22 protein-coding genes are annotated in these 20,306 nt (G+C 39.5%); 21 read left to right on the plus strand and 1 reads right to left on the minus strand.

Features of this window, described 5'->3' with window-relative positions:
- Nucleotides 1–5 precede the first annotated feature (5 nt).
- Complete coding sequence (locus ACQ5H4_RS14625) at nucleotides 6–1,307, minus strand: ATP-binding protein (protein ID WP_430775723.1); 1,302 nt, start codon at nucleotides 1,305–1,307, stop codon at nucleotides 6–8.
- A 154-nt stretch (nucleotides 1,308–1,461) separates the two neighbouring features.
- Here ACQ5H4_RS14625 and ACQ5H4_RS14630 point away from each other — a divergent pair, with 154 nt between their 5' ends.
- The 21 genes from ACQ5H4_RS14630 (at nucleotide 1,462) to ACQ5H4_RS14730 (ending at nucleotide 20,170) form a co-directional block, all read left to right on the plus strand.
- On the plus strand, nucleotides 1,462–1,917 hold the full coding sequence (locus ACQ5H4_RS14630; RefSeq protein WP_430775724.1) for a hypothetical protein: 456 nt from the start codon (nucleotides 1,462–1,464) through the stop codon (nucleotides 1,915–1,917).
- Nucleotides 1,918–2,326: 409 nt separating this feature from the next.
- Nucleotides 2,327–2,632 carry a PTS sugar transporter subunit IIB gene (locus tag ACQ5H4_RS14635; protein WP_251518333.1) on the plus strand — a complete coding sequence of 102 codons (306 nt, stop codon included), beginning with the start codon at nucleotides 2,327–2,329 and terminating at the stop codon, nucleotides 2,630–2,632.
- Nucleotides 2,633–2,644: 12 nt separating this feature from the next.
- The gene (celB, locus tag ACQ5H4_RS14640) at nucleotides 2,645–3,958 is read left to right on the plus strand and encodes a PTS cellobiose transporter subunit IIC (protein WP_430775725.1); all 1,314 of its coding nucleotides are present in this window, start codon (nucleotides 2,645–2,647) and stop codon (nucleotides 3,956–3,958) included.
- A gap of 22 nt (nucleotides 3,959–3,980) precedes the next feature.
- Complete coding sequence (gene chbG / locus ACQ5H4_RS14645; protein WP_430775726.1) at nucleotides 3,981–4,727, plus strand: chitin disaccharide deacetylase; 747 nt, start codon at nucleotides 3,981–3,983, stop codon at nucleotides 4,725–4,727.
- Nucleotides 4,728–4,740: 13 nt separating this feature from the next.
- A complete protein-coding gene (locus ACQ5H4_RS14650; protein ID WP_430775727.1) occupies nucleotides 4,741–5,067 on the plus strand; it encodes a PTS lactose/cellobiose transporter subunit IIA in 327 nt (108 codons plus the stop codon).
- Complete coding sequence (locus ACQ5H4_RS14655) at nucleotides 5,064–6,380, plus strand: 6-phospho-beta-glucosidase (RefSeq protein WP_430775728.1); 1,317 nt, start codon at nucleotides 5,064–5,066, stop codon at nucleotides 6,378–6,380. Before ACQ5H4_RS14650 ends, ACQ5H4_RS14655 begins: the two co-directional genes overlap by 4 nt.
- A 142-nt stretch (nucleotides 6,381–6,522) precedes the next feature.
- Nucleotides 6,523–6,744 (plus strand): hypothetical protein, encoded by a 222-nt coding sequence (locus ACQ5H4_RS14660; protein ID WP_430775729.1) that lies wholly within the window; start codon nucleotides 6,523–6,525, stop codon nucleotides 6,742–6,744.
- Nucleotides 6,745–6,767: 23 nt separating this feature from the next.
- Entirely contained in the window at nucleotides 6,768–8,924 is a 2,157-nt protein-coding gene (locus ACQ5H4_RS14665; protein ID WP_430775730.1) for a transglycosylase domain-containing protein, read from the plus strand.
- A gap of 216 nt (nucleotides 8,925–9,140) precedes the next feature.
- Nucleotides 9,141–11,006 carry a GAF domain-containing sensor histidine kinase gene (locus ACQ5H4_RS14670; protein WP_430775732.1) on the plus strand — a complete coding sequence of 622 codons (1,866 nt, stop codon included), beginning with the start codon at nucleotides 9,141–9,143 and terminating at the stop codon, nucleotides 11,004–11,006.
- The gene (locus ACQ5H4_RS14675) at nucleotides 10,981–11,568 is read left to right on the plus strand and encodes a response regulator (protein WP_430775733.1); all 588 of its coding nucleotides are present in this window, start codon (nucleotides 10,981–10,983) and stop codon (nucleotides 11,566–11,568) included. The genes ACQ5H4_RS14670 and ACQ5H4_RS14675 overlap by 26 nt, the downstream gene beginning before the upstream one ends.
- 38 nt (nucleotides 11,569–11,606) lie before the next feature.
- Nucleotides 11,607–13,478, plus strand: coding sequence for a S8 family serine peptidase (locus ACQ5H4_RS14680; protein ID WP_430775864.1), 1,872 nt, complete (start codon nucleotides 11,607–11,609; stop codon nucleotides 13,476–13,478).
- A gap of 120 nt (nucleotides 13,479–13,598) precedes the next feature.
- The gene (locus ACQ5H4_RS14685; protein ID WP_430775734.1) at nucleotides 13,599–14,105 is read left to right on the plus strand and encodes an SH3 domain-containing protein; all 507 of its coding nucleotides are present in this window, start codon (nucleotides 13,599–13,601) and stop codon (nucleotides 14,103–14,105) included.
- A gap of 43 nt (nucleotides 14,106–14,148) precedes the next feature.
- Nucleotides 14,149–14,364, plus strand: a complete 216-nt coding sequence (locus ACQ5H4_RS14690) for a hypothetical protein (protein WP_430775736.1) — start codon at nucleotides 14,149–14,151, stop codon at nucleotides 14,362–14,364.
- An 18-nt stretch (nucleotides 14,365–14,382) separates the two neighbouring features.
- Nucleotides 14,383–14,913, plus strand: coding sequence for a GNAT family N-acetyltransferase (locus tag ACQ5H4_RS14695; RefSeq protein WP_430775737.1), 531 nt, complete (start codon nucleotides 14,383–14,385; stop codon nucleotides 14,911–14,913).
- A gap of 11 nt (nucleotides 14,914–14,924) precedes the next feature.
- Nucleotides 14,925–16,181, plus strand: a complete 1,257-nt coding sequence (locus tag ACQ5H4_RS14700; RefSeq protein WP_430775738.1) for a hypothetical protein — start codon at nucleotides 14,925–14,927, stop codon at nucleotides 16,179–16,181.
- Nucleotides 16,182–16,348: 167 nt separating this feature from the next.
- Entirely contained in the window at nucleotides 16,349–16,792 is a 444-nt protein-coding gene (locus tag ACQ5H4_RS14705; protein WP_430775739.1) for a MarR family winged helix-turn-helix transcriptional regulator, read from the plus strand.
- On the plus strand, nucleotides 16,792–17,304 hold the full coding sequence (locus tag ACQ5H4_RS14710) for a hypothetical protein (RefSeq protein WP_430775740.1): 513 nt from the start codon (nucleotides 16,792–16,794) through the stop codon (nucleotides 17,302–17,304). The genes ACQ5H4_RS14705 and ACQ5H4_RS14710 overlap by 1 nt, the downstream gene beginning before the upstream one ends.
- Nucleotides 17,301–18,026: a CPBP family intramembrane glutamic endopeptidase gene (locus tag ACQ5H4_RS14715; RefSeq protein WP_430775741.1), complete on the plus strand. Its 726-nt coding sequence runs from the start codon at nucleotides 17,301–17,303 to the stop codon at nucleotides 18,024–18,026. The genes ACQ5H4_RS14710 and ACQ5H4_RS14715 overlap by 4 nt, the downstream gene beginning before the upstream one ends.
- 100 nt (nucleotides 18,027–18,126) lie before the next feature.
- On the plus strand, nucleotides 18,127–18,363 hold the full coding sequence (locus ACQ5H4_RS14720; RefSeq protein WP_430775742.1) for a hypothetical protein: 237 nt from the start codon (nucleotides 18,127–18,129) through the stop codon (nucleotides 18,361–18,363).
- A 424-nt stretch (nucleotides 18,364–18,787) separates the two neighbouring features.
- Nucleotides 18,788–19,390: a YitT family protein gene (locus ACQ5H4_RS14725; protein WP_430775865.1), complete on the plus strand. Its 603-nt coding sequence runs from the start codon at nucleotides 18,788–18,790 to the stop codon at nucleotides 19,388–19,390.
- Nucleotides 19,391–19,396: 6 nt separating this feature from the next.
- Nucleotides 19,397–20,170, plus strand: coding sequence for a polysaccharide deacetylase family protein (locus ACQ5H4_RS14730; protein ID WP_430775743.1), 774 nt, complete (start codon nucleotides 19,397–19,399; stop codon nucleotides 20,168–20,170).
- The last annotated feature ends 136 nt before the right edge of the window (nucleotides 20,171–20,306 follow it).

Genomic DNA, 20,306 nt, shown 5'->3' on the forward strand with positions numbered 1-20,306 from the left:
GGTGATTAGATCCCTTCTGAGTGTTCTATTTCAGTGGATGTATTACTCCGAAAGAATCCACCTAAATCGGCGATAGAAGGAAAGATAAAACGAAAGGTTGTCCCGATACCGACTTCGCTTTGCACACGAATCATCCCATTCATGGCTTTCACAATACTGTATACCACCATCATCCCTAGACCAGTACCCTTTGACCCTTTGGTGGAATAATAAGGCTCTCCCAATCGATCCAATTGCTCCTTTGTCATTCCGATTCCGTGGTCAATAACTGATATGATTACATTTTTTTTGCTTTTATCAGTACGTATGAGTAACTGACCTCCGCTAGGCATGGATTCAATTCCGTTTTTTATCACATTCAAAAAGCATTGGTGAAACTTTAGGCGATCTCCGAAAATATATCCTTCTTTTTCAATTTGGGTAATGACTTCAACTGAATTTTGATTCGCAGTGGGTTGTAGCATTTTTACAATAAGAGTGAGTTCCTTACTAACATCAATGGGTTCCACTTGTTCTAAAGCTGGTTTTGAAAAGGTTAGGTAATCTTTGATGACCTGTTCCGCTAAAATCAATTCATGTGAAATGATCTTTAGATAGTCTGTATGTTTTTGTGATGTTTGAGGGCCTTCTAAAAGCAATTGAACAAAACCTTTAGCTGAGGTAAGGGGATTTCGTATCTCATGGGATATGGCAGCACCCATTTGTTCCACGACTTCTAGCTTACCTGATTTAATTAATTGATTTTGTAAATGGAAATTCTTTATAACAAACTCACTCGTTATGGAAATCATGGCGATGCCTAAATTAGGAACAACTAAATACGCTATGTATGCATCCAAACGATTAACATTTAAATCCATAAATACCAAAGAAGAAACAGTTATGATACTAAGTACAATACCAAGTAAGATGGAAATGACTACCCGACGTGATGGACGTTGATTCCAAAACCAAGGGTAAATTTTCCAAAAGAAAAAGGCTAACGGTAAATAAAGGACGATATTTGCATAGAATCCCGTATCGATTCCATATAATCCTCTAATAAAAATAACCATGATAGAAAGGAGGGGGCCAATACCTAAGTAAAGTCCACCAATCAATACGGGAAGCTCTCGTAAATCCATTGATATATGTGGTACGGGATGGTATGAGAACTGAAAGCATGACCAAAGGAGAACGATGCCCCAAAATAATGAAAACCGTTTCGAAATTGAAAAATTTCTCATCTTGGCCGACCATACAAGGGCAAAGAACAGGATAATGATGATTAAGGAAAGATTAAAAAAGAAGTGTTGAGTGATTTCCATGAGACTTCCTCCGACAAATGCAACCATTTATTCTATTATATATAGAGTGATTAGAAAAAACATTAACATATTTCACGTTACTTTCTTGCTGTTGTAATCAAATTATAATATGGAAATTTATGTTACGATAGAGGTAAAAATAAAATGAGGGAGCGTGAAAGGGATTTTATCTAGAAAAATCGTTGCTGCATCCATATCGGGGTCAATTTTTGCTATAATTTTTGGTTTCGTTTTTAATTCTCTCGGTGTAGGTAATAGCCAAACGTATTTGGTTTCCACTATAATGAGCATTCCTTTTTATATGATGTATAGCTTTCCCGTTATTTTAGTTTATGGGGTAAGTACATCGATGATTAGTGACAGAATCGGTGAGTCTATTTCAAAACAGGATAAAATGACCGAATGGGTCGTTTCAGCCATTTTACATATTCTCTTTGGCCTCATCTTGAAGTGGGTTAGTCTTTTAGCAGCCGTCTTATTTTTTATAACCGATCGGGCTTTAAGAAGAAAGCCTCATTACCGGTGGGGAGAAGCGTTGAAAAGTTTGTGTATACCTATTGGAATTTGGTTGGTATGTATGGGTATGGTTTGGGCTGGTTTTTTTATGTAGCGCCGCCTTTGCCGTACGTTGTGTAAGAAAGTTTTAAACCACCACTCCTCCAAGTGGGTGTCCGCAGAAACATTCCTGCCTGTCCTCCAAATCATATAGATGAAGACATGTCATTCCTGATTCAATGTTAAACTCCCTATTACAGCTTAAAGGTTAAAACTTACTTAAGAATACGAACAACGCAGCTTTTATTGATATATTAATATAATAATTGGTGATTGTTCAATGGTAATTGCATCCTAATTCCCCCCCTCCAAACCAGAGTCTCATCAAAATAACCACCACCCAAATTTAGAACCATTTTTTTCACTTTTAGTTGGGAAAAGAAGAATATGAAAACGGTTTCAACATAAAATGAAATACACCGAGAATCAACCAGCTAGAATTAAAACGAAAGGGAGGGGACAAAGTGAGGATTTTATTATGTTGTGCCGCGGGAATGTCTACAAGTCTATTAGTGACGAAAATGGAGAAGTCCGCGGAGGAACAGGGGTTAGAGGCGAAAATTTGGGCGGTATCCGCGGACGTGGTTCGAAATCACGTCGACAACGCAGACGTGCTGCTTGTGGGTCCGCAGGTTCGCTACATGCTGCCTCAACTGAAAAAACTTGGCCAGGAAAAAGGGATTCCGGTGGACATGATTAATACCGTGCACTATGGAACATGTAATGGCGCCGAAGTGTTGAAATTTGCAAAACAGTTAGTCACCAAATAAGGAGTGATTGGAATGAGCAAATTTACGGATGTGTTAGAAAACAAGGTTATGCCAGTGGCTGGACGCATTGCCGGCCAGCGTCATTTACAAGCGTTGCGTGATGGACTTATTTTAACAATGCCTCTTATTATCGTAGGTTCGATTTTCTTAATACTCGGATTTTTACCGATACCTGGTTATGAGGAGTTCATGGCCAATACGTTTGGGGATGCTTGGTTAACAAAGCTGCTCTATCCTGTGGGTGCGACCTTTGATATCATGGCGCTCATCGCCGGATTCGGGATCGCTTACCGGTTAGCGGAAAAGTACAATGTGGAGCCATTGTCGGCAGGGGCAATTTCCGTTTCCGCGTTCTTACTCGCGACTCCATTTGAAGTGTCCTTTTTAGCGGAAGGTGCCTCAGAAGCGGTCATGGTTGGCGGTGCGATTCCTGCTGCTTTTATGGGAAGTAAAGGGTTATTCGTTGCGATGTTAATCGCGATGCTGTCTACTGAAATTTATCGATACATTATCCAGAAGAATATTGTTTTTAGACTGCCTGATGGGGTTCCACCTGCAGTTAGTAAATCATTTGTTGCGTTAATTCCAGGTGCGATTGTTATTTTCGTTGTTTGGATTTTACGTATAGTAGTAGAAAATACCGACTTCGGGAGCTTACACAATATCGTCGGAGAGCTTCTTGGGAAGCCGCTCGGCGTGCTCGGTGGAAGCTTGATTGGTAGTTTAGTAGCTGTTTTCCTTGTGCAACTCTTATGGTCATGTGGATTACATGGTGCATCTATCGTTGGTGGCGTTATGGGTCCGATTTGGTTAGCGTCAACGGATGCAAACCGTCTTGCTTTCCAAGAGGGAGCGGAAGAGTTACCGAATATTTTCACGGCTCAGTTCTTTGACTTGTTTGTCTATATCGGAGGATCTGGAGCGACGTTCGCGTTAGTGGTCATGATGCTACTAAGGGCACGAAGTCAGCAAATGAAGCAGCTCGGGCGGCTAGCGTTCGGACCGGGACTTTTCAATATTAACGAACCGATCACGTTTGGGATGCCAATCGTCATGAACCCGCTAATGATTGTTCCGTTCATTTTAGCACCACTTTCGATTGTGATTACCACTTATATCGCAATGAGCACCGGTCTTGTAGCGAAACCAGCTGGTATTGCGGTGCCATGGACGATGCCACCAATTATCGGAGGCTATTTAGCAACAGGAGGGAAAATCTCTGGAGCCCTTTTACAACTCTTTAACTTCTGCGTCACCTTCGCGATTTACTATCCATTCTTTAGAATGTGGGATCGCCAGAAGTATGCGGAGGAACAAGGGAAATAAAGCAGCATTTTAGGAGGAGCCTATGACCAAGTTAGTAATCAATGCCGATGATTTCGGGTACTCGAAAGGAGTCAACCTCGGAATTCTTGAAGCATACAAACACGGAGTTGTCTCCTCAACCACCATGATGGTCAATATGCCTGGAGCTGCGCATGCCGCAGCTCTAGCGCTTGCCCATCCAGGGTTGGGAGTTGGCATTCATCTTGTTTTAGACTGTGGGAAACCGATCCATCCAAATGTACCGTCACTCGTTGATGAAACGGGACGTTTTTACAAAATGGAGGAAATGCTGAAAAAAGCAAAACTTACCGATATCGAAAAAGAACTTAATGCTCAAGTGGAGCAATTTTTCAAGTATGGTTTATCTCCGACGCATTTGGACGGGCATCATCATGTCCATGGAAAAGAAATGGTTTATCCGATTGTGGAAAAATTGGCCAGAAACTACAAGCTACCCATTCGAAAAGTGTCAGCGGATAACAATCATTCTAGCAATCAGCTTCTACAAACCACTCAAACGTTCTTCTATGAATTTTATGGAAACACATTAACTCCCACTTCTCTCATAGATTTAGTAGTGAAGTCCACTTCCTATGAAACTGCAGAAATCATGTGTCATCCAGCGTATATTGACGAAGAGGTGTTAACGGGCAGTTCGTACAATGTTGAGCGTGCACGGGAGTTATCGATTTTAACCCATCCAGAAGTCAAACAGGTGATGGAAGAAAACCACATCGAGCTTGTTACATACAAAGACGTGATCAAGTAAGAGGGGGAGAAATATGGAACAAGAACAAATTGTGTTTCAAATCATTTTACACGGGGGAAACGGCCGAAGCTCTTCGATGGAGGCGATTATTGCGGCAAAGGCAGGCGACTTTGAAAGAGCACGGGCTAAGCTTCAGGAAGCAGCCGATGAGTTACATGAAGCTCATAAAATACAAACCAGTCTCATTCAATCGGAAATCCGAGAAGGTCCATCTACGGTCTCGCTATTAATGGTCCACGCACAAGATCATTTAATGAACGCGATCGTTGTAAAGGATCTGGCAGCCGAATTTGTGGATTTGTATGAATCACTTGGATGTTCACAGGGGGATGAAGGATGACAAAAAAACTGAAGGTAGCCACGATTGGCGGAGGATCTAGCTATACTCCGGAATTAGTGGAGGGGTTTATTAAACGATACGACGAGTTCCCAGTCAGTGAGCTATGGTTAGTCGATATTGAGGCTGGAAAAGAAAAGCTTGAAATCGTCGGAAACCTAGCGAAACGAATGGTGAAAAAAGCGGGACTACCGATTGATGTCCATTTAACATTGGATCGTCGAGAAGCGTTAAAGGATGCAGACTTTGTGACAACTCAGTTTCGGGTGGGATTGCTAGAAGCTCGCGCGAAGGATGAGCGAATTCCGTTGAAATACGGCGTACTTGGACAGGAAACAAATGGTCCGGGAGGCTTGTTTAAAGGATTACGGACGATTCCTGTGATTTTAGACATTTGCCGGGACATGGAAGAACTTTGTCCGACCGCTTGGTTGATCAATTTTACAAACCCTGCTGGAATGGTGACAGAAGCTGTTCTTCGTTATTCTAATATTAAAAAAGTCGTCGGGCTCTGTAATGTACCGATTGGCATGGTAATGGGGATTGCAAAGCTGTTGGGGGTGGAACACTCTCGTATACGTATTGATTTTGCGGGGCTCAATCATATGGTGTATGGCCTCGATGTGTTTGTGGACGGGGAAAGTGTGAAGGAAAAGGTATTCAGCCTGTTAACGGACCCGAATAACACAAGCTTTGTGAAAAACATCCCAGGATACGGGTGGGAGCCACAGTTTTTGAAAGCACTAAATGCCCTGCCATGTCCGTATCATATGTATTATTACAAAACAAAAACAATGGTCGAAAAAACGCTTGAAAGTGCCGAAAAAGAAGGCACGCGCGCCGAAGTCGTTCAACGGCTCGAAAAAGACTTGTTCGAGTTATACAAGGATGAAAACCTAAACATCAAACCACCACAGCTCGAAAAACGGGGAGGCGCGTATTATTCGGATGCTGCCGTTCGACTGATTACTTCTATTTATAATGACAAAGGCGACATCCAGCCAGTCAACACGATGAATGCCGGTGCGATCGCAAGCATTCCGTTCGACTCTGCCGTGGAGGTAAGCTCCATTATCACAAAGGACGGTCCACGCCCGATCACGATGGGGGATCTTCCGGTGGCTGTTCGTGGATTGGTTCAACAGATTAAGTCGTTTGAGCGGATTGCAGCGGAAGCAGCGGTTACGGGAGATTATGCGACCGCGTTACTTGCGATGTGCATCAATCCTTTGACACCGTCGGATACGATAGCAAAAGAAATTTTGGATGAAATGCTAGAAGCGCATAAGGAGCATCTGCCTCAGTTTTTTAAATAATAAGATTGAAAAACGAGTATAAATTTATACTCGTTTTTCTTATGTGTAAGGGAAAAAGACATTAGACCCTCATAAACCAATAATTCCTTTCGAATTTTTATAAACGGGCTTTAAGTATTTGTGTAGCAAAGGGGAATTTATTTTGAAGGAATTTAACATTTGTTATATCTATGATAATGATATTAAACGAGAAAAAATCATTACAAACCTAGATATGCATAAGGTTGAAATATTACATGAAGTATTAGAAAAGATTAGTGGCTATGGTTCCTTTATCTTACATGGCGAGCAAGGAGATACTTTAATTCAAACTTCTTTAGTGCGCTATATAAAAGTATCTGAAAGAAACGTCCGATCTATTTAATGAGTATGTGGGAGAGAATTTGAATGGCTGAAGAAAGATATAGATATCGTCACGAACGAAAGCAAGCAGAAAAAGAAAGAAAACATCAGCAGAGAAGTAGAATAAAAAAAGGGAAACACTTCAAAATATTGCTATTAATTTGTAGTGTCATAGTGTTCTTTGTATTCGGAGCAGTAGCAGTAGCCTTTGCTTCTATGGTGAAGGATGCGCCAGAATTAGACCCTGCCAAACTAGTAGACCCGCTTTCAACAAAATTCTATGATATAAATGGAAACTTTATATATGAATATGGGTTAGAAAAGAGAACGAAGATATCCTATGAGCAAATACCAAAGGTGTTGGAACAAGCATTTATAGCGACGGAAGATTCCCGATTCTACGAACACCATGGAATTGACCTGAAGAGAACGACGAAAGCCATTTGGGTGAACGTAACAGGAGACTTTGGGTCTCAAGGTGGAAGCACCATTACACAGCAAGTGATCAAAAATTCATTCTTGAATCCTGAAAAAACCATAAAGAGAAAAGTACAAGAGTGGAATTTAGCGTATCAATTGGAAAAAAAGTATTCCAAACAGGACATATTGATGATGTATTTAAATAAAATATATCTTGGTAACCGTTCGTATGGTGTAGCAGCTGCAGCCCAAAACTACTTCGGGATTGGGGAAAAAGATTTAAAAAACTTAACTCTTTCACAAGCAGCCTTATTGGCTGGATTACCTCAGAGTCCGAATAATTATGATCCGACGATTCCAGAGAACGTGGAAGCTGCGACCGAGCGTCGAAGTATTGTGTTACGGTCGATGGTAAGAGAAGGTTATATTACAGAACAACAGATGGAAGAGGCAGCAAGAGTACCTGTGACAGAAGGGGTAATCCCTAGAGATCAGCAACCAAATATGCCTTATGAAGCCTTTCTAGATGCTACATTTAAAGAGGTAAAGAAGAAACTAAAGGATGTTGATATCAGTACGGATGGGTTATCGATATATACCACTTTGGATCCTAAAGCTCAGGAATATGCGGAAACGATGTTAAACACAAATGAGATCGTTCGATATCCAGATGATGAGTTTCAAGGTGCTTTTGCCTTCTTAGATACGAAAACAGGTGAAGTGAGGGCAATTGGAAGTGGGAGGAACCATTTTAAAACAAAGCTTCGAGGGACGAATATGGCAATAGAAATGCAACGCCAACCAGGTTCTACATTTAAACCGATCTTTGACTACGGTCCTGCCATTGAACATTTAAAATGGTCTACAGGGCATTTAATCAATGACCAAGCCACATCATACGAAACAGGTCAACCCCTGCTAAACTGGGATAAACAGTACCATGGAATGGTAAGCATTCGAAAGGCACTTCAATATTCTTATAATATTCCAGCCTTACTTACCATGAGAGAAGTTGGGATAGAGAAGGCAAAAAACTTTTCGGAACAACTGGGTATTTCTTTCCATAACGGTACGGTATATGAATCTTATTCCATTGGAGCCAATGCGGTGAATCCTTTATCTATGGCTGGTGCCTATAGTGCTTTTGGGAACAACGGAGTCTACAATCTGCCTCATTTTGTGAAAAAAGTGGTTTACCCGGACGGAAAAGAAGTGAATTTTACAAACGAACCAAAGCAAGTGATGCAAGATTATACTGCTTTTATGGTAACGGATATGCTTCGTACTGTGGTCGATTCGGGTACGGGTATGATGGCAAATATCCCTGAATTAGATATGGCTGGAAAAACGGGGACAACAAATTTTAATGCGGAGACACGAGCGAAACTCAATTACCCTGAAAATGCGACAAATGATAGCTGGTTTGTTGGTTATACACCGCAATACACCATGGCTGTCTGGACTGGATATGTGAAAAATGAACCGAATATATTCATGGCTGGTGATACCACTAAAATCGCCCATGTCATGTTTAGAGAAATGATGAGAACCTTCAACACAGACAACAGTCAGTTTTTACAACCTGCAAGTGTGTACAGTGAGAACAATGAATGGTTTATAACAGGGGTTCCATCAGCAGAAACTCCAGCCCAAACCATTATTAATAAAGGACCAGAAAATCCAGTTAGCCATCAAAATAAAGCATTTAAGGATTCAAAACAAAAAGGGAAAAAACAGCAACAAGGAAAAGGCAAAGGAAATGGCAAAGGGAAAAATAAATAGCGAAAATCTATTTAGTAGTACCAAAGTAGTAGAGGAGATAATCCTTTTGCCGAATAGGCAAGGAAGTAAGAGTTTGAGAAAATAACAGAAACAAACCGGGTTCGGTTTGTCCCAGTATCGGTCAGTGCTTACCATTGGACTGGTCTGGGTTTTTTTCATATACTCAAATTACAATTGACTGAATATTTGAAAATATTATAACAGGAGGTGCATGCGATGACCATTCTCAAGAAATTGCAGCAAAGTGAAAAGGCTTCACGTGTGGCGATTATGGTGGTTTCATTAGTGGGTGGAATGGTATTTTTACAATTTGGAATCATGAGCCTAGATCCCCTACATGACCCATTTATTTTTGGACTTTTAGCTTTTTTTCTTTTTATCGTAGAATTTTATCCGATGCCAATTTGGAGGGGGTTTACATCCATTAGTTTTCCATTAGTGTATGCCATTTTTGTAATGGAGGGGTTAGGGTATGCGATTGTTACGTATGCGGTAATTCTTTTTACGATCAATCTAATAAAAAGAAGACCGTTACGAATCGTCTTCTTTAATCCTGCACAGCTGATCATTAGCTTGCTTTTGGCGTATTATTTTGGAAAGACCTTCTTTTCTTATTTACCTGTCAACGATTTTTCTCCGATCTTCCAAGGGATGATCTCTATCACCTTAATAATGACACCCTTCTATCTAATCAACAATACAATAGTAGACTTTATTTTAACGATTAGACCACAGCCTTATACATATAAAATTTGGAGACAGAAGTCCTTTCAAGAATGGAATAGTTATGTTGTTTCCTTTATTTATCTGAGTTTGTTCTATATTTTGGGGAATCAAAACAGAGGCGAGATTGATGCAGTTGCTTTCTTTTTTTTCTTCTCTCCCTTAGTGGCAGTTGCCTTGCTTTTTTCGATTATCACTCGTTTAAGAAAGGAGAAGTTCCGATTGAAGGCTCTATTTAGCATATCAACGGAACTGAATAAAAAGATCCCTACGGAGGAGTGGGTGGAGGTGTTAAAAACTCAATTGCCTAATTTTATTGAAGTGGACGCATCAACCCTATTTATTAAAGAGAATGAAACATTTTCACTGAAATTTGCCACTGGTATACTGACGAATAATGTTCATAATATAGAGTCTGTTCAAAGTGCTCTAACTCAAATTAGTAAATTAACCATTTTTCACGATAGAAAAAAGGATGGCGGTCCCGCAGCCTTGTTATTTGATGAAGAGTGTCGAACGTTTTTGTATGCGCCATTGGTCATGGATGAAGAGGTTGTGGGGCTATTCATATTTGGACGCAGTCGGACGAAGAGCTTTTCAGAAGAGGATTTGCAGTCTGCTGCCACGATTGCGAATCAGCTCGCTGTCATCATGAAGACGAAGCTTCTAATCGCGGAACAGGAAAAAGCAGTGATTTTAGAAGAACGTAATCGAATTGCTCGGGAAATTCATGACGGAGTGGCCCAATCTCTTGCAGGTGCGGTTATGAAACTCGAAACAGCGGAAAGAAAATTTTATAAGATGCCGGATGAATCCCTTCACCTCATTCAAGATAGTAAAGAAAAGCTGCGAATAAGTCTAAAAGAGGTTCGAGAATCGATTTATGCTCTAAGGCCCTATCCAACAGAACGGGTTGGGTTGATAGCAGCCATCACATCGAGAATTCAATCCCTTTCACTAGAGCATTCATTAGACATTCATTTGGAGACTAGGGGAGGAGAATATCCTTTAAGTTCGATGGTAGAGAAAATTATTTTTGATACCTTCCAAGAAAGCATGCAGAATGCGATTAAACACGCTCATGCGAGTAGGATTGATATACTCTTAAGTTATCAAAAGGAACATATGCTATTAAAGGTTAAGGATGATGGGGCTGGTTTCTCCTTATTCCAAGCTATGATTAAAGCGAGAAATCAACCCCATTTTGGCATTTTGCATATGAACGAAGCAGCAGAGAAAATCCATGCCTCCCTTCAGATTGATAGCAAAGAAGGGAATGGAACAGAGATTACGTTAACCGTACCGAAAATGGGAATTGAAGGGGGAAGGGTAAATGATCAAGCTTATGCTAGTCGATGATCATGCGGTACTAAGAGATGGCTTAAAGAATATTTTGGGGATGGAACAGGGAATTGAGGTAGTTGGAGAAGCGATTTCTGGCAGTGAGGCCGTACAGAAGGCTGCTAGCCTGTTGCCTGATGTGATATTAATGGATATTAATATTCCTGATATAAATGGGATTGAAGTGACCAAGATGATTAAACGTGATTTTCCAATGATGAAGATTTTAATCTTGACGATGTACGATCACGATGAATACTTCATGTCAGCCATTAGAGAAGGAGCCGATGGATATTTGCTAAAAGATGCCCCGTCACAGCATGTCGTTGATGCCATTTACTCCGTTACGAAGGGGCAGTCTGTGATTCATCCAGCGATGACAAAAAAGTTTTTAAACTTTCAAAAGCCACAACAACCGCTAAGCGAAGCAAAGGAACTTTTAACAGAAAGAGAAAAGGAAGTGTTACTTTGTCTTGTTCAAGGAATGAATAATAAAGAAATAGGTGAGGCTCTTTTTATTAGTGATAAGACCGTGAAAATCCATGTTAGTAAAATCTTTAAGAAGCTTGAAATAGCTTAGCGCCAGAATTATTACCGATTAGTTATGTAGAAAATGTCATTAATACCGATACGAATTCTGGTCACGGAACACATGTAGCTGGGACTGTAGGTGGAACAGGAGCAAGCTCAGGAGGAAAGTATGAGGGAGTAGCTCCAGGAGCGGACCTAATCGGTTATGGATCGGGTGCCGCACTTTTTATCCTTGATGGAATTGGCGGGTTTGATTATGCGATTACTCACCAAAGGGAATACAATATTCGTGTAATCACGAACTCCTGGGGTTCTTCAGGTGACTTTGACCCAAATGACCCGATTAATCTAGCGAGCAAGGAGGCTTATGATAGAGGAATTACGGTCTTATTTGCAGCAGGAAATGAAGGACCTGGAGAAAACACACACAATCCTTATGCGAAAGCTCCTTGGGTTATATCGGTTGCAGCAGGTGAAAAGGATGGGAAGTTAGCGGATTTTTCATCTAGAGGAACAAAAGGGGTTGGCGGAACGTTTGAACTGGATGGACAGAAATGGAGCTGGGAGGACCGACCGACGATCACGGCTCCAGGAGTAGACATTATCTCTACTCGTGTTTTAGCACCAGTTTCCTCATTAGGAGCAACATCTGATGCAGAATATATTGAACCTGCATACTTACCTTTTTATACGACTATGAGCGGTACATCGATGGCCACCCCTCATGTTGCTGGTATCGTGGCACTATTATTAGAAGCAGACCCAACACTATCACCAAACGAGATTAAACAAGTGTTACAAGATACGGCTTCAAATATGCCAGGGTATGAGACATGGGAAGTGGGGGCAGGATATGTCAATGCCTACTCGGCCATTGACCAGGTCATGTTCCAACGCACATACGGGAGTACGGTGAATGAGAATCAACGTTTTCATAGTTTTGTTGACTCTAGTACAGATAGGAAGGCATTTGAAGTCAACTATAATCCAGTCACTTTAAGTTCGAATAGTTATACCTTCCAAGTAGAAGAGGGAGTATCGCAAGTGGCAGCAAAAATCAACGGGGAAGGATTATTGGGTCAGACGGGAAACCCGATTAATCTAGTGTTAATTTCACCAGATGGGACGGAATATAGTTCAGGCGTTAACCTTTTATTCCCTCTTTATTATGACCGAACGGTTTCCGTAACATCTCCACAAAAGGGAGAGTGGAAAGCCGAAATTCGAGGCTTTAGAGGCGACGAATTGAACCCCATTGGTGCAGCTTTACCAGAGACTGTGAAAGGAACATTAGCTTTTTCAAAGGTTAGTGGCTTTTCTGGCTTATCCGATATAGATGGTCATTCAGCAGAAGATGCGATAAAAATGACTGTAAATGAGAGATTGATAGATGGGTACGATGATGGAACATTTAAGCCGGATCAAAATTTACTTCGTCAAGAATTGGCACGTTCCCTCGTCATGGGAGCGGGTGTAAGACAAAGTTTATCGACTAAAGTTAATGATGTGAGCGGTGATGCTTTACCATTTATTCAAGCCGTCATAGGGAAAGGGGCAGCCATTCGTGATCGTGGATGGACAAATAATGGTGTTATGCAGCTTGATTCAATGAATCAATTCAATCCAAATGGAGAGGTTTCAAAGGTTGATTTAGCTTTTTCATTGGTTCAAGCGCTAGGTCTAGAAAAAGAAGCTAGAGAACACAGCGGAGATGTGACCGTTTTGTACAAAGGGGAACGAATACTCGTTAAAGACAGCGATAAGATTTCTGCAACCATGAAGGGGTATGTTCAGTTGGCTCTAGATTTAAATATTTTAAATGCTAGCTTTGTGGTGAAACAAGGACCATATGATCTTTTTCCAACGATTGAAGCAAATTTTACTCCGGGTCAAAAGGTGACAAGAGGAGACTTTGCGGTGGCTTTTAGTCGTTATTACAGTGCTTGGTTTGGACAATAGCCTAAAGTAGCGTACTCTCAGCAAAAAAATGCTGGGAGTTTTTTAGTAGAAGGTACTTAAATTTTCGGAAGAAAACCACCATTTCTATAGGTCCAAACTATTAATATAGTATTAATAGGATTGAAATTAATAGATTTGGAGGCGATTAATGTCAAGGATTCTAAAGGCAAAATCGTCAAAACACTACAAAGTAACATCAATAAGTCAGCCGGAAAATATAGTTTGGTTTGGGATGCGGCAAAGAATGCAAATGGAGCATATACGTTTGAGATCATTGCTTCAGATGAAGCGAAAAACCGCTCGAGTGCACCCCATAAATTCACTTTGAATAATGTGTTTAAAGGGAAAATCACGGTGAACAACGTGTTCATCAGACAAAAAACATCTAGCAGCTCGAAGGCGTTAGGAAGGCTGAACAAGAACAACGAAGTGGTAGTTTTACAAAAGACAGGTTCTTGGTACTACATTCAAAGCGGAAAAACAAAAGGTTATATTACTTCTATACAAATTACGAATAATCAAAACTGGTCGAATCAAGAAAAATCCCCCTTTTGGGCATCAAAAAAGTACGGGTTGAGTGTAATTTCAGGTAGTTTTATTTGGAATCGGATATCAATTATATATTAGAGATGGTAAAATTTACATAAGAATAAGCTGAATGGAGGTTCCTATGGAAGTAATCATCGCGAGTATGTTTTCCGCACTCATTATCCTGATAACTGTATTATTTATGATCAGAGTACTGTATATCGGTTATAAACGAAAGGAAATCAATTTTCGTCAGTTATTCGTGTATGTATCTTCAGCGGTTGCTATCGGGGCATTGATTGCTATTAGTCTACCTTTTGCATATGCAAAGCTTTTTCATTGGGTGTTAGGAGTATAAAAGGAGGGAGTAGGTTGAATGACGTTAGTAACCGAAAGATTAATATTAAGAAAGCTCGAGGCAACAGACGCCAATCGAATCGAAAAATTAGCAGGCGATCACGAGGTGGCGAAAACCACCCTCAACATACCACATCCATATCCAGAGGGTTCAGCTGTTGCATTCATACATAGTGCGCTAGAATCGGAGAGAACAGGGAAGCTTACCACCCGTGCCATCATTGAAAAAGAAACGAACGAGTTAATCGGACTGATGGCCATTAGCATCCATTCTACCTATAACCGTGGGGAACTTGCGTATTGGGTCGGAAAGCCTTATTGGGGACAAGGCTACGGAACGGAAGCCGCGAAGGCAGTTCTTCAATATGGATTTAAAGTACTCGAGCTTAACCGAATTTACGCCCAAAGCTTTACCACCAACCCAGGCTCGTGGAGAATCATGGAGAAAATTGGACTTAAATACGAAGGAACCTTGAGACAGCATGTGTCCCGCTTTGGTCAATACTACGATTTGGCTCAATACGGCATCCTTAAAGAAGAATTTAATTAAGGAGGACTGAGTTGGAGAAGCAGACTGAGAGAAAGCGAGATTATAAAAAGGCCCTACTTTGGTTGATCGGGTTCACGATTGTCACAGTAGTTATGATTTATTTTGACAAGCAAAAGGTGTACAAAGAAGAGAAGCCACCCGTTCCGGTCATTTCTTTAGGTGAACAAAAAACACAAGTCTTTCTTGGTTCTTATACATGGAATGACGGTGAGGTAAAAAAGGAACTGGCTGACCTTAAAGACGTCAATTATAAACAAGTGGAATACCGAGATCAACTCCATATTGATTTCCCAGAAGGAAAGGAACCTTTGTACATAGCAAAAGGGGCGTACGATCCGAATGGAAAGGCTACGTATCCAATTCCTAGTATGTTTAATGATGAAAGTGTTAGCTTTTTGGGGAATTATCCAAGCGTCCTGACTCTTTCTTTAAAAGCTTACTGGAAAAATGGTAAGCGAGCGGAGTATATTGTTCCTTTAAACGTTGAGCCAGTAGCTCCAGAAAAAGAATATTTACCCGTTAACAAGGGGTTCTATTCCTTGCTTGGTGTTTACAACGGTGACTCAGAGTTGAATACAACGATTCATCAACAAATTTCAGAGGCTTCACCGAATTTTCTGATGGAGTATAAGGGATATGTTCATATAGAAATGGCCAAGAATTATTTTCGAGAGCTACAAATAGAAAGTGGCCCATTGTATCTCCTGTTTTATGAAGAAAAAGAAGTTTTTCGAACAGATTCTGAAAAGGCATTATTCCAATATATTAAAGACCACACGTATGTTAGTAGAGAGACGATAAAAGGGATCGTAACGAAAGTGGATCGGGAATTAGGGTTCATTTATGTGGATGACTACCCTTTTTCACTAACGGATACATTTATCCGAGTGGGGCAAAACATTCAACTAGAAGTGGGGAATGTGAGCAAGGAACTTCCTTATCTGCAAGTGGTGGAAAAGTTCGAGGTGCTTAAAGAGCCCGATAAAGTTCTTCTGAATAAAGACTGGTTATCCAAAAAGGAAGACAAATTATCACTTTTGGTCATAGGAGATGAAGCGTTCAGCCACCCCTTTAAAAACCCGCAAAAAGATGATTTGATTTTAATCGACCGGATCACCATGAAGGAGTCACTTTCCTCCTTGGAAGGACCATCAATTTTTGTGTTTAATACAGAAGAGCTGCTTTTTCAAACGGAAAGCTACGACAGTCTACTAAAATATTTATTTGAAATGGAACAGTTGTTGCCTTTAAAGGAGGATCTTGAGTAATATTTTTACCAACGGCAAGCTGGAGACCATAATAGGTCCTCAGCTTTTTTTTGAACACATTCCCATATTTTATATAGATATAAGGTAAAATATGGTGTAATATTTAAGCGTAGTTAACTATTAATAAAAAATTAACTATTAATCATTCTTAAGAAAGGAGAACTCTAATGGATCTAAAACAAATGCTGATTGAGGCCAATCGTTTTTCAGAAGATATCAAGTTTGTTTTTATCAATGAGTACAAAAAATTACTCGACGAAAATGAGTTATCTCAGAAGCAATCACTGGTTTTAAGTATATTAGATAAAAAGCATCGCCTCACGATGAACGAGATTGCTGAAATCATTAATGGTACCCCAAGTGCAGCGAGTCAGTTTATCCAGAAACTCGAAAAGAAGCAATATGTTAAAAGAGAGACGAATAAGGAAAACCGAAGAGTAGTGTTTGTGTACCTTGATGAAAAGGGGAAGCAATTTTTTACAGATATGATCGCCATAGATGAAAGGGTGTTAGAAAAGTATTTCCTGAGACTGCCAGAAGAAGATATTATCAAATACCATGAAATATTGAAAAAGCTACACCATATTGTGGTGAGTGGAGGAGAATCATAATGGAGTCTACTGTTGAGTTGAACCGTCAATTTACGTATCATAAAAAGTCTGGTTATACCGGGTTTATTTGGGCGATGGTTGCTGTATGTGTAGTTGAGACGGTTGGTGTCTCGTTTCTTCTATACAAATGGAGTCCCATTCTTCATTGGATCCACTTATTCCTATCCCTTTCCACGATTTTGTTCCTGATGATTGATTTACGGGCAGTAATAAAAAATCCAATCCTCATTCATAACCATCAACTTACCATTAAGGTAGGCATTCGTCCCGCCATCAGAATCCCACTATCTTCGATTAGCACCATCAAAAGTGGGAAAATCAACTTTGAACAGGATCGAAAAAATAAAGACGTGCTCGACCTCTCCCTATTAAGCTTTGACGAACCCACTTTTGAAATCGTTTTATCAGAGCCGATCCAAATCAAAAACAAGAGCATTCAACGTATCTTTTTCACCATCGACGATGAACGCCCCTTTTACGAACTAGTGAATCAAGGGAGGGAAAATCATTGAGTATATTCTATTGGATCGTCCTTTTATTTCTCGTTATGTACGAACCCGTCTATGGTTACTTTGATTATCAAAAATTTAAAAGTAGAGTCGGACAAAATCCGTCGGAGAGAGTGAAGTATTATAAAAAAGTCATGCTCGGTCTTTGGATTCCGACCGTTATAATTTTAGTAGTAACTGCATTTGGTCCCTTGAACTTCCAAGACATTGGCTTAAAACGAATCAACATTAATACATCAACTTTAGGACCTTGGGTCACGTATGGTTCTTTCGGATTAGCGGGAATCTATTTGGTTAGTCTCATATATTATTTAATAGGATCTAAGATTAGTATAAAAATGAGAAACGACATTGCTGAGCTAAAGAAAAGAGAGCACGAGAAAATCGCGTTTAAAGACATCTTGCCTCATTCGAAAGAAGACAAACGCGTATGGACGTATGTGTCTTGGACAGCGGGAATTACGGAAGAAATCATTTACCGAGGCTTTCTGATTTTTGCCCTTTTACAGCTGTTTCCAGGTTTTCCTATTTGGCCTGTGTTGGTCTTTTCCTCCTTGCTATTTGGTTTGGCCCACACTTACCAAGGGTATCTAAATGTTCTTAAGACCTCATTTTTCGGTTTGTTTTTCACTATATTATATATCGGATTAGACTCGATAGTCCCCCTAATGATTTTGCACTTTTTAATCGATTATGTTGGAAAGATCGGGGATGATGAGGGATGAAATAACCCGATTTGTTTAATACCTATTTTAACAAGTGCTTTCAGGATAATTATGGTAAAATTTAAGATGAGATTTCAAAATTTTCTGGAGGGATTATCTCATGGAGAAAATTTTAGTGAAAACAGGGATATATTCATTTATAGGTTCTTTCTTTTTATTAATTATTTTTATGAAAAGGGAACAAGACACGATAGATGTAGATGGGATGACTACATTTACGGTGACACCTTACCCAGAGTTTTTCTTTACTATTTTAAGATATTCGGTAATTTCTTCAGTCATTGCAGTGGTACTTGTATGTGGTTATATACTGACAAATAAGAACAGTTCGAAATAAACTTAACAGATTTATTTTTGGTTTATGATGGAGCGTAGTTTTTTAAGCACCCGAGTGGAGAAATTGGCGGAGAAATTCCGCCTATTGGCTCGAAAAAGTCGAAAAGTAGAGATTTTTCTTAGCATAAGCGGAAAAACTCCTCTTATTTGCCCCGTAACAAGCTCCATTTTGCCTCTAACGGAAAAATATCCGCTTATTTTACTTAGCTGGGTACACGATTAAGGACAAAACATCTTATATTTAAAAGGTTTTATAGATCAATAACGATGCCCATCTGACTGTCATTTCGGCACGTATTTTAAAAATAGTACCTCAAAACAGAACCATTTAAATTAAGCCCTAGTGGCTTTTTTTATGAAAGAAACCACCATAAAAAGCATATATTAAGGACAGGCCATAAATAGTTCGGAGATGAATCAACATGGTGTATTTCCTTAAGAAAACGGGAATTGTCCTGCTCGGCAGTATGTTATTGTCTTTTGGTATCAATTTTTTTTTAGTTCCCTTTGAGGTACTTGATGGTGGAATCATTGGGATTGGTTTAATTATCAAGTATTTAACGGGGATACAAGCGGGTTTAGTCATTATTTTTTTGAGTGTTCCGATTTTTGTGCTAGCTTGGTTATATAACAAAAATTATTTTTATAATAGTTTGCATGGGATGCTTATCTCTTCCTTTGTCATTGATTTACTGGCCTCTTCTCAATTTTTACCATCTGATATGATTTTTCACCCGATAGTTAGTTCGATATTGGGAGGGGTTTTTATTGGAGTGGGTATTGGAATCATGCTTAGATATGAAACAAGTACAGGAGGAACAGACCTCATTGCCCAATTTATTTCTAAATTTTTTAACATCAATGTTGGAATAACGATATTTTTAATCGATACGCTTGTTATTTCCTTGGGAGGATGGCTCATTTCCAAAGATACCTTTCTTTTATCCATTTTAACTGTAATTTTTGTAGGTTTATTTACTAGCTTTTGTACATGGAACCTCAAAACAGAAAACGAAGGGTATTTGTAAGTGTTTATGAACGGTAAGACTAAAGGTATTCAATATGAGGAGTATTATGAAAAAGAACGCTGTGGTTTTCCGTGTTTTCTACTTGTTCTGCTTCCATCACAAGTAGTTGCTCAACAAAAGATTCCTATTCTAATTTATCATTCGATCGATGAATTTAAGGGTGTGGGTTCTAAAGAGTTATATGTAACACCTGAAAATTTTGAAAAACAAATGATTTATTTACGAGATCATGGTTTTACCTTATTAACGTTTGAAAAATGGGAAGATCGAAATAAAGTAAAAAAACCGATCTTCATTACGTTTGATGACGGATACAAAAACAATCTGAATGCTTTTGCTATATTTCAAAAACTAAAAAGTGAAAAGTTTCAACCATCGGGTACGATCTTTGTTCTTTCTGACTTTCTCGGCCGTTCCAACCGATTATCACCATCGGATTTGAAAATGATGGTGGATTCGGGTATGATCTCGATTCAGTCTCATACGGCTACACATCCTGATCTGACGAATATAACCAATTTTGATTATGAACTAAAGAAAGCTAAAGAAAAAATTCAACACTCAACGGGCAAACCAGTGATTGCGCTTGCTTATCCATATGGTAATACGAATAAAAAGGTGGTAGAAGAAACGAAAAAATACTATAGGTTTGGACTAACGACAACTCCAGAACTATTTACTGAAAAAGGCATGAAAGATGAGTTTTACTTTTTACCAAGAATGTATATTAAGTATTCCACAACAATGGAGGAATTTGGAAAGATTGTTGAGGGAGAATGAAATATGTCTATAGATCGATTGTGAAATGGCGTTTTAATAGAATTGGAATAAAATTGAAACTTCTCGCGACTCTCAACTTTTTGTTCCCCAATTAATGATTTTATGTTTAAATGAGGACAGAAAAGGGAGAGGATGG

This window comes from Bacillus coreaensis (genome assembly GCF_050586445.1).
GTDB classification, from domain to species: Bacteria; Bacillota; Bacilli; order Bacillales; family Cytobacillaceae; genus Robertmurraya_A; species Robertmurraya_A coreaensis.

Bases quoted from the DNA above. Each gene is read 5' to 3' on its own strand.
- ACQ5H4_RS14710 (WP_430775740.1), top strand. From the start codon at position 16,792: ATGGAGTCTACTGTTGAGTTGAACCGTCAATTTACGTATCATAAAAAG.
- ACQ5H4_RS14625 (WP_430775723.1), bottom strand. From the start codon at position 1,307: ATGGAAATCACTCAACACTTCTTTTTTAATCTTTCCTTAATCATCATT.
- ACQ5H4_RS14665 (WP_430775730.1), top strand. From the start codon at position 6,768: ATGGCTGAAGAAAGATATAGATATCGTCACGAACGAAAGCAAGCAGAA.
- ACQ5H4_RS14720 (WP_430775742.1), top strand. From the start codon at position 18,127: ATGGAGAAAATTTTAGTGAAAACAGGGATATATTCATTTATAGGTTCT.
- ACQ5H4_RS14690 (WP_430775736.1), top strand. From the start codon at position 14,149: ATGGAAGTAATCATCGCGAGTATGTTTTCCGCACTCATTATCCTGATA.
- ACQ5H4_RS14655 (WP_430775728.1), top strand. From the start codon at position 5,064: ATGACAAAAAAACTGAAGGTAGCCACGATTGGCGGAGGATCTAGCTAT.
- ACQ5H4_RS14695 (WP_430775737.1), top strand. From the start codon at position 14,383: ATGACGTTAGTAACCGAAAGATTAATATTAAGAAAGCTCGAGGCAACA.
- chbG (WP_430775726.1), top strand. From the start codon at position 3,981: ATGACCAAGTTAGTAATCAATGCCGATGATTTCGGGTACTCGAAAGGA.
- ACQ5H4_RS14730 (WP_430775743.1), top strand. From the start codon at position 19,397: ATGAACGGTAAGACTAAAGGTATTCAATATGAGGAGTATTATGAAAAA.
- ACQ5H4_RS14670 (WP_430775732.1), top strand. From the start codon at position 9,141: ATGACCATTCTCAAGAAATTGCAGCAAAGTGAAAAGGCTTCACGTGTG.
- ACQ5H4_RS14675 (WP_430775733.1), top strand. From the start codon at position 10,981: ATGATCAAGCTTATGCTAGTCGATGATCATGCGGTACTAAGAGATGGC.
- celB (WP_430775725.1), top strand. From the start codon at position 2,645: ATGAGCAAATTTACGGATGTGTTAGAAAACAAGGTTATGCCAGTGGCT.
- ACQ5H4_RS14705 (WP_430775739.1), top strand. From the start codon at position 16,349: ATGGATCTAAAACAAATGCTGATTGAGGCCAATCGTTTTTCAGAAGAT.
- ACQ5H4_RS14650 (WP_430775727.1), top strand. From the start codon at position 4,741: ATGGAACAAGAACAAATTGTGTTTCAAATCATTTTACACGGGGGAAAC.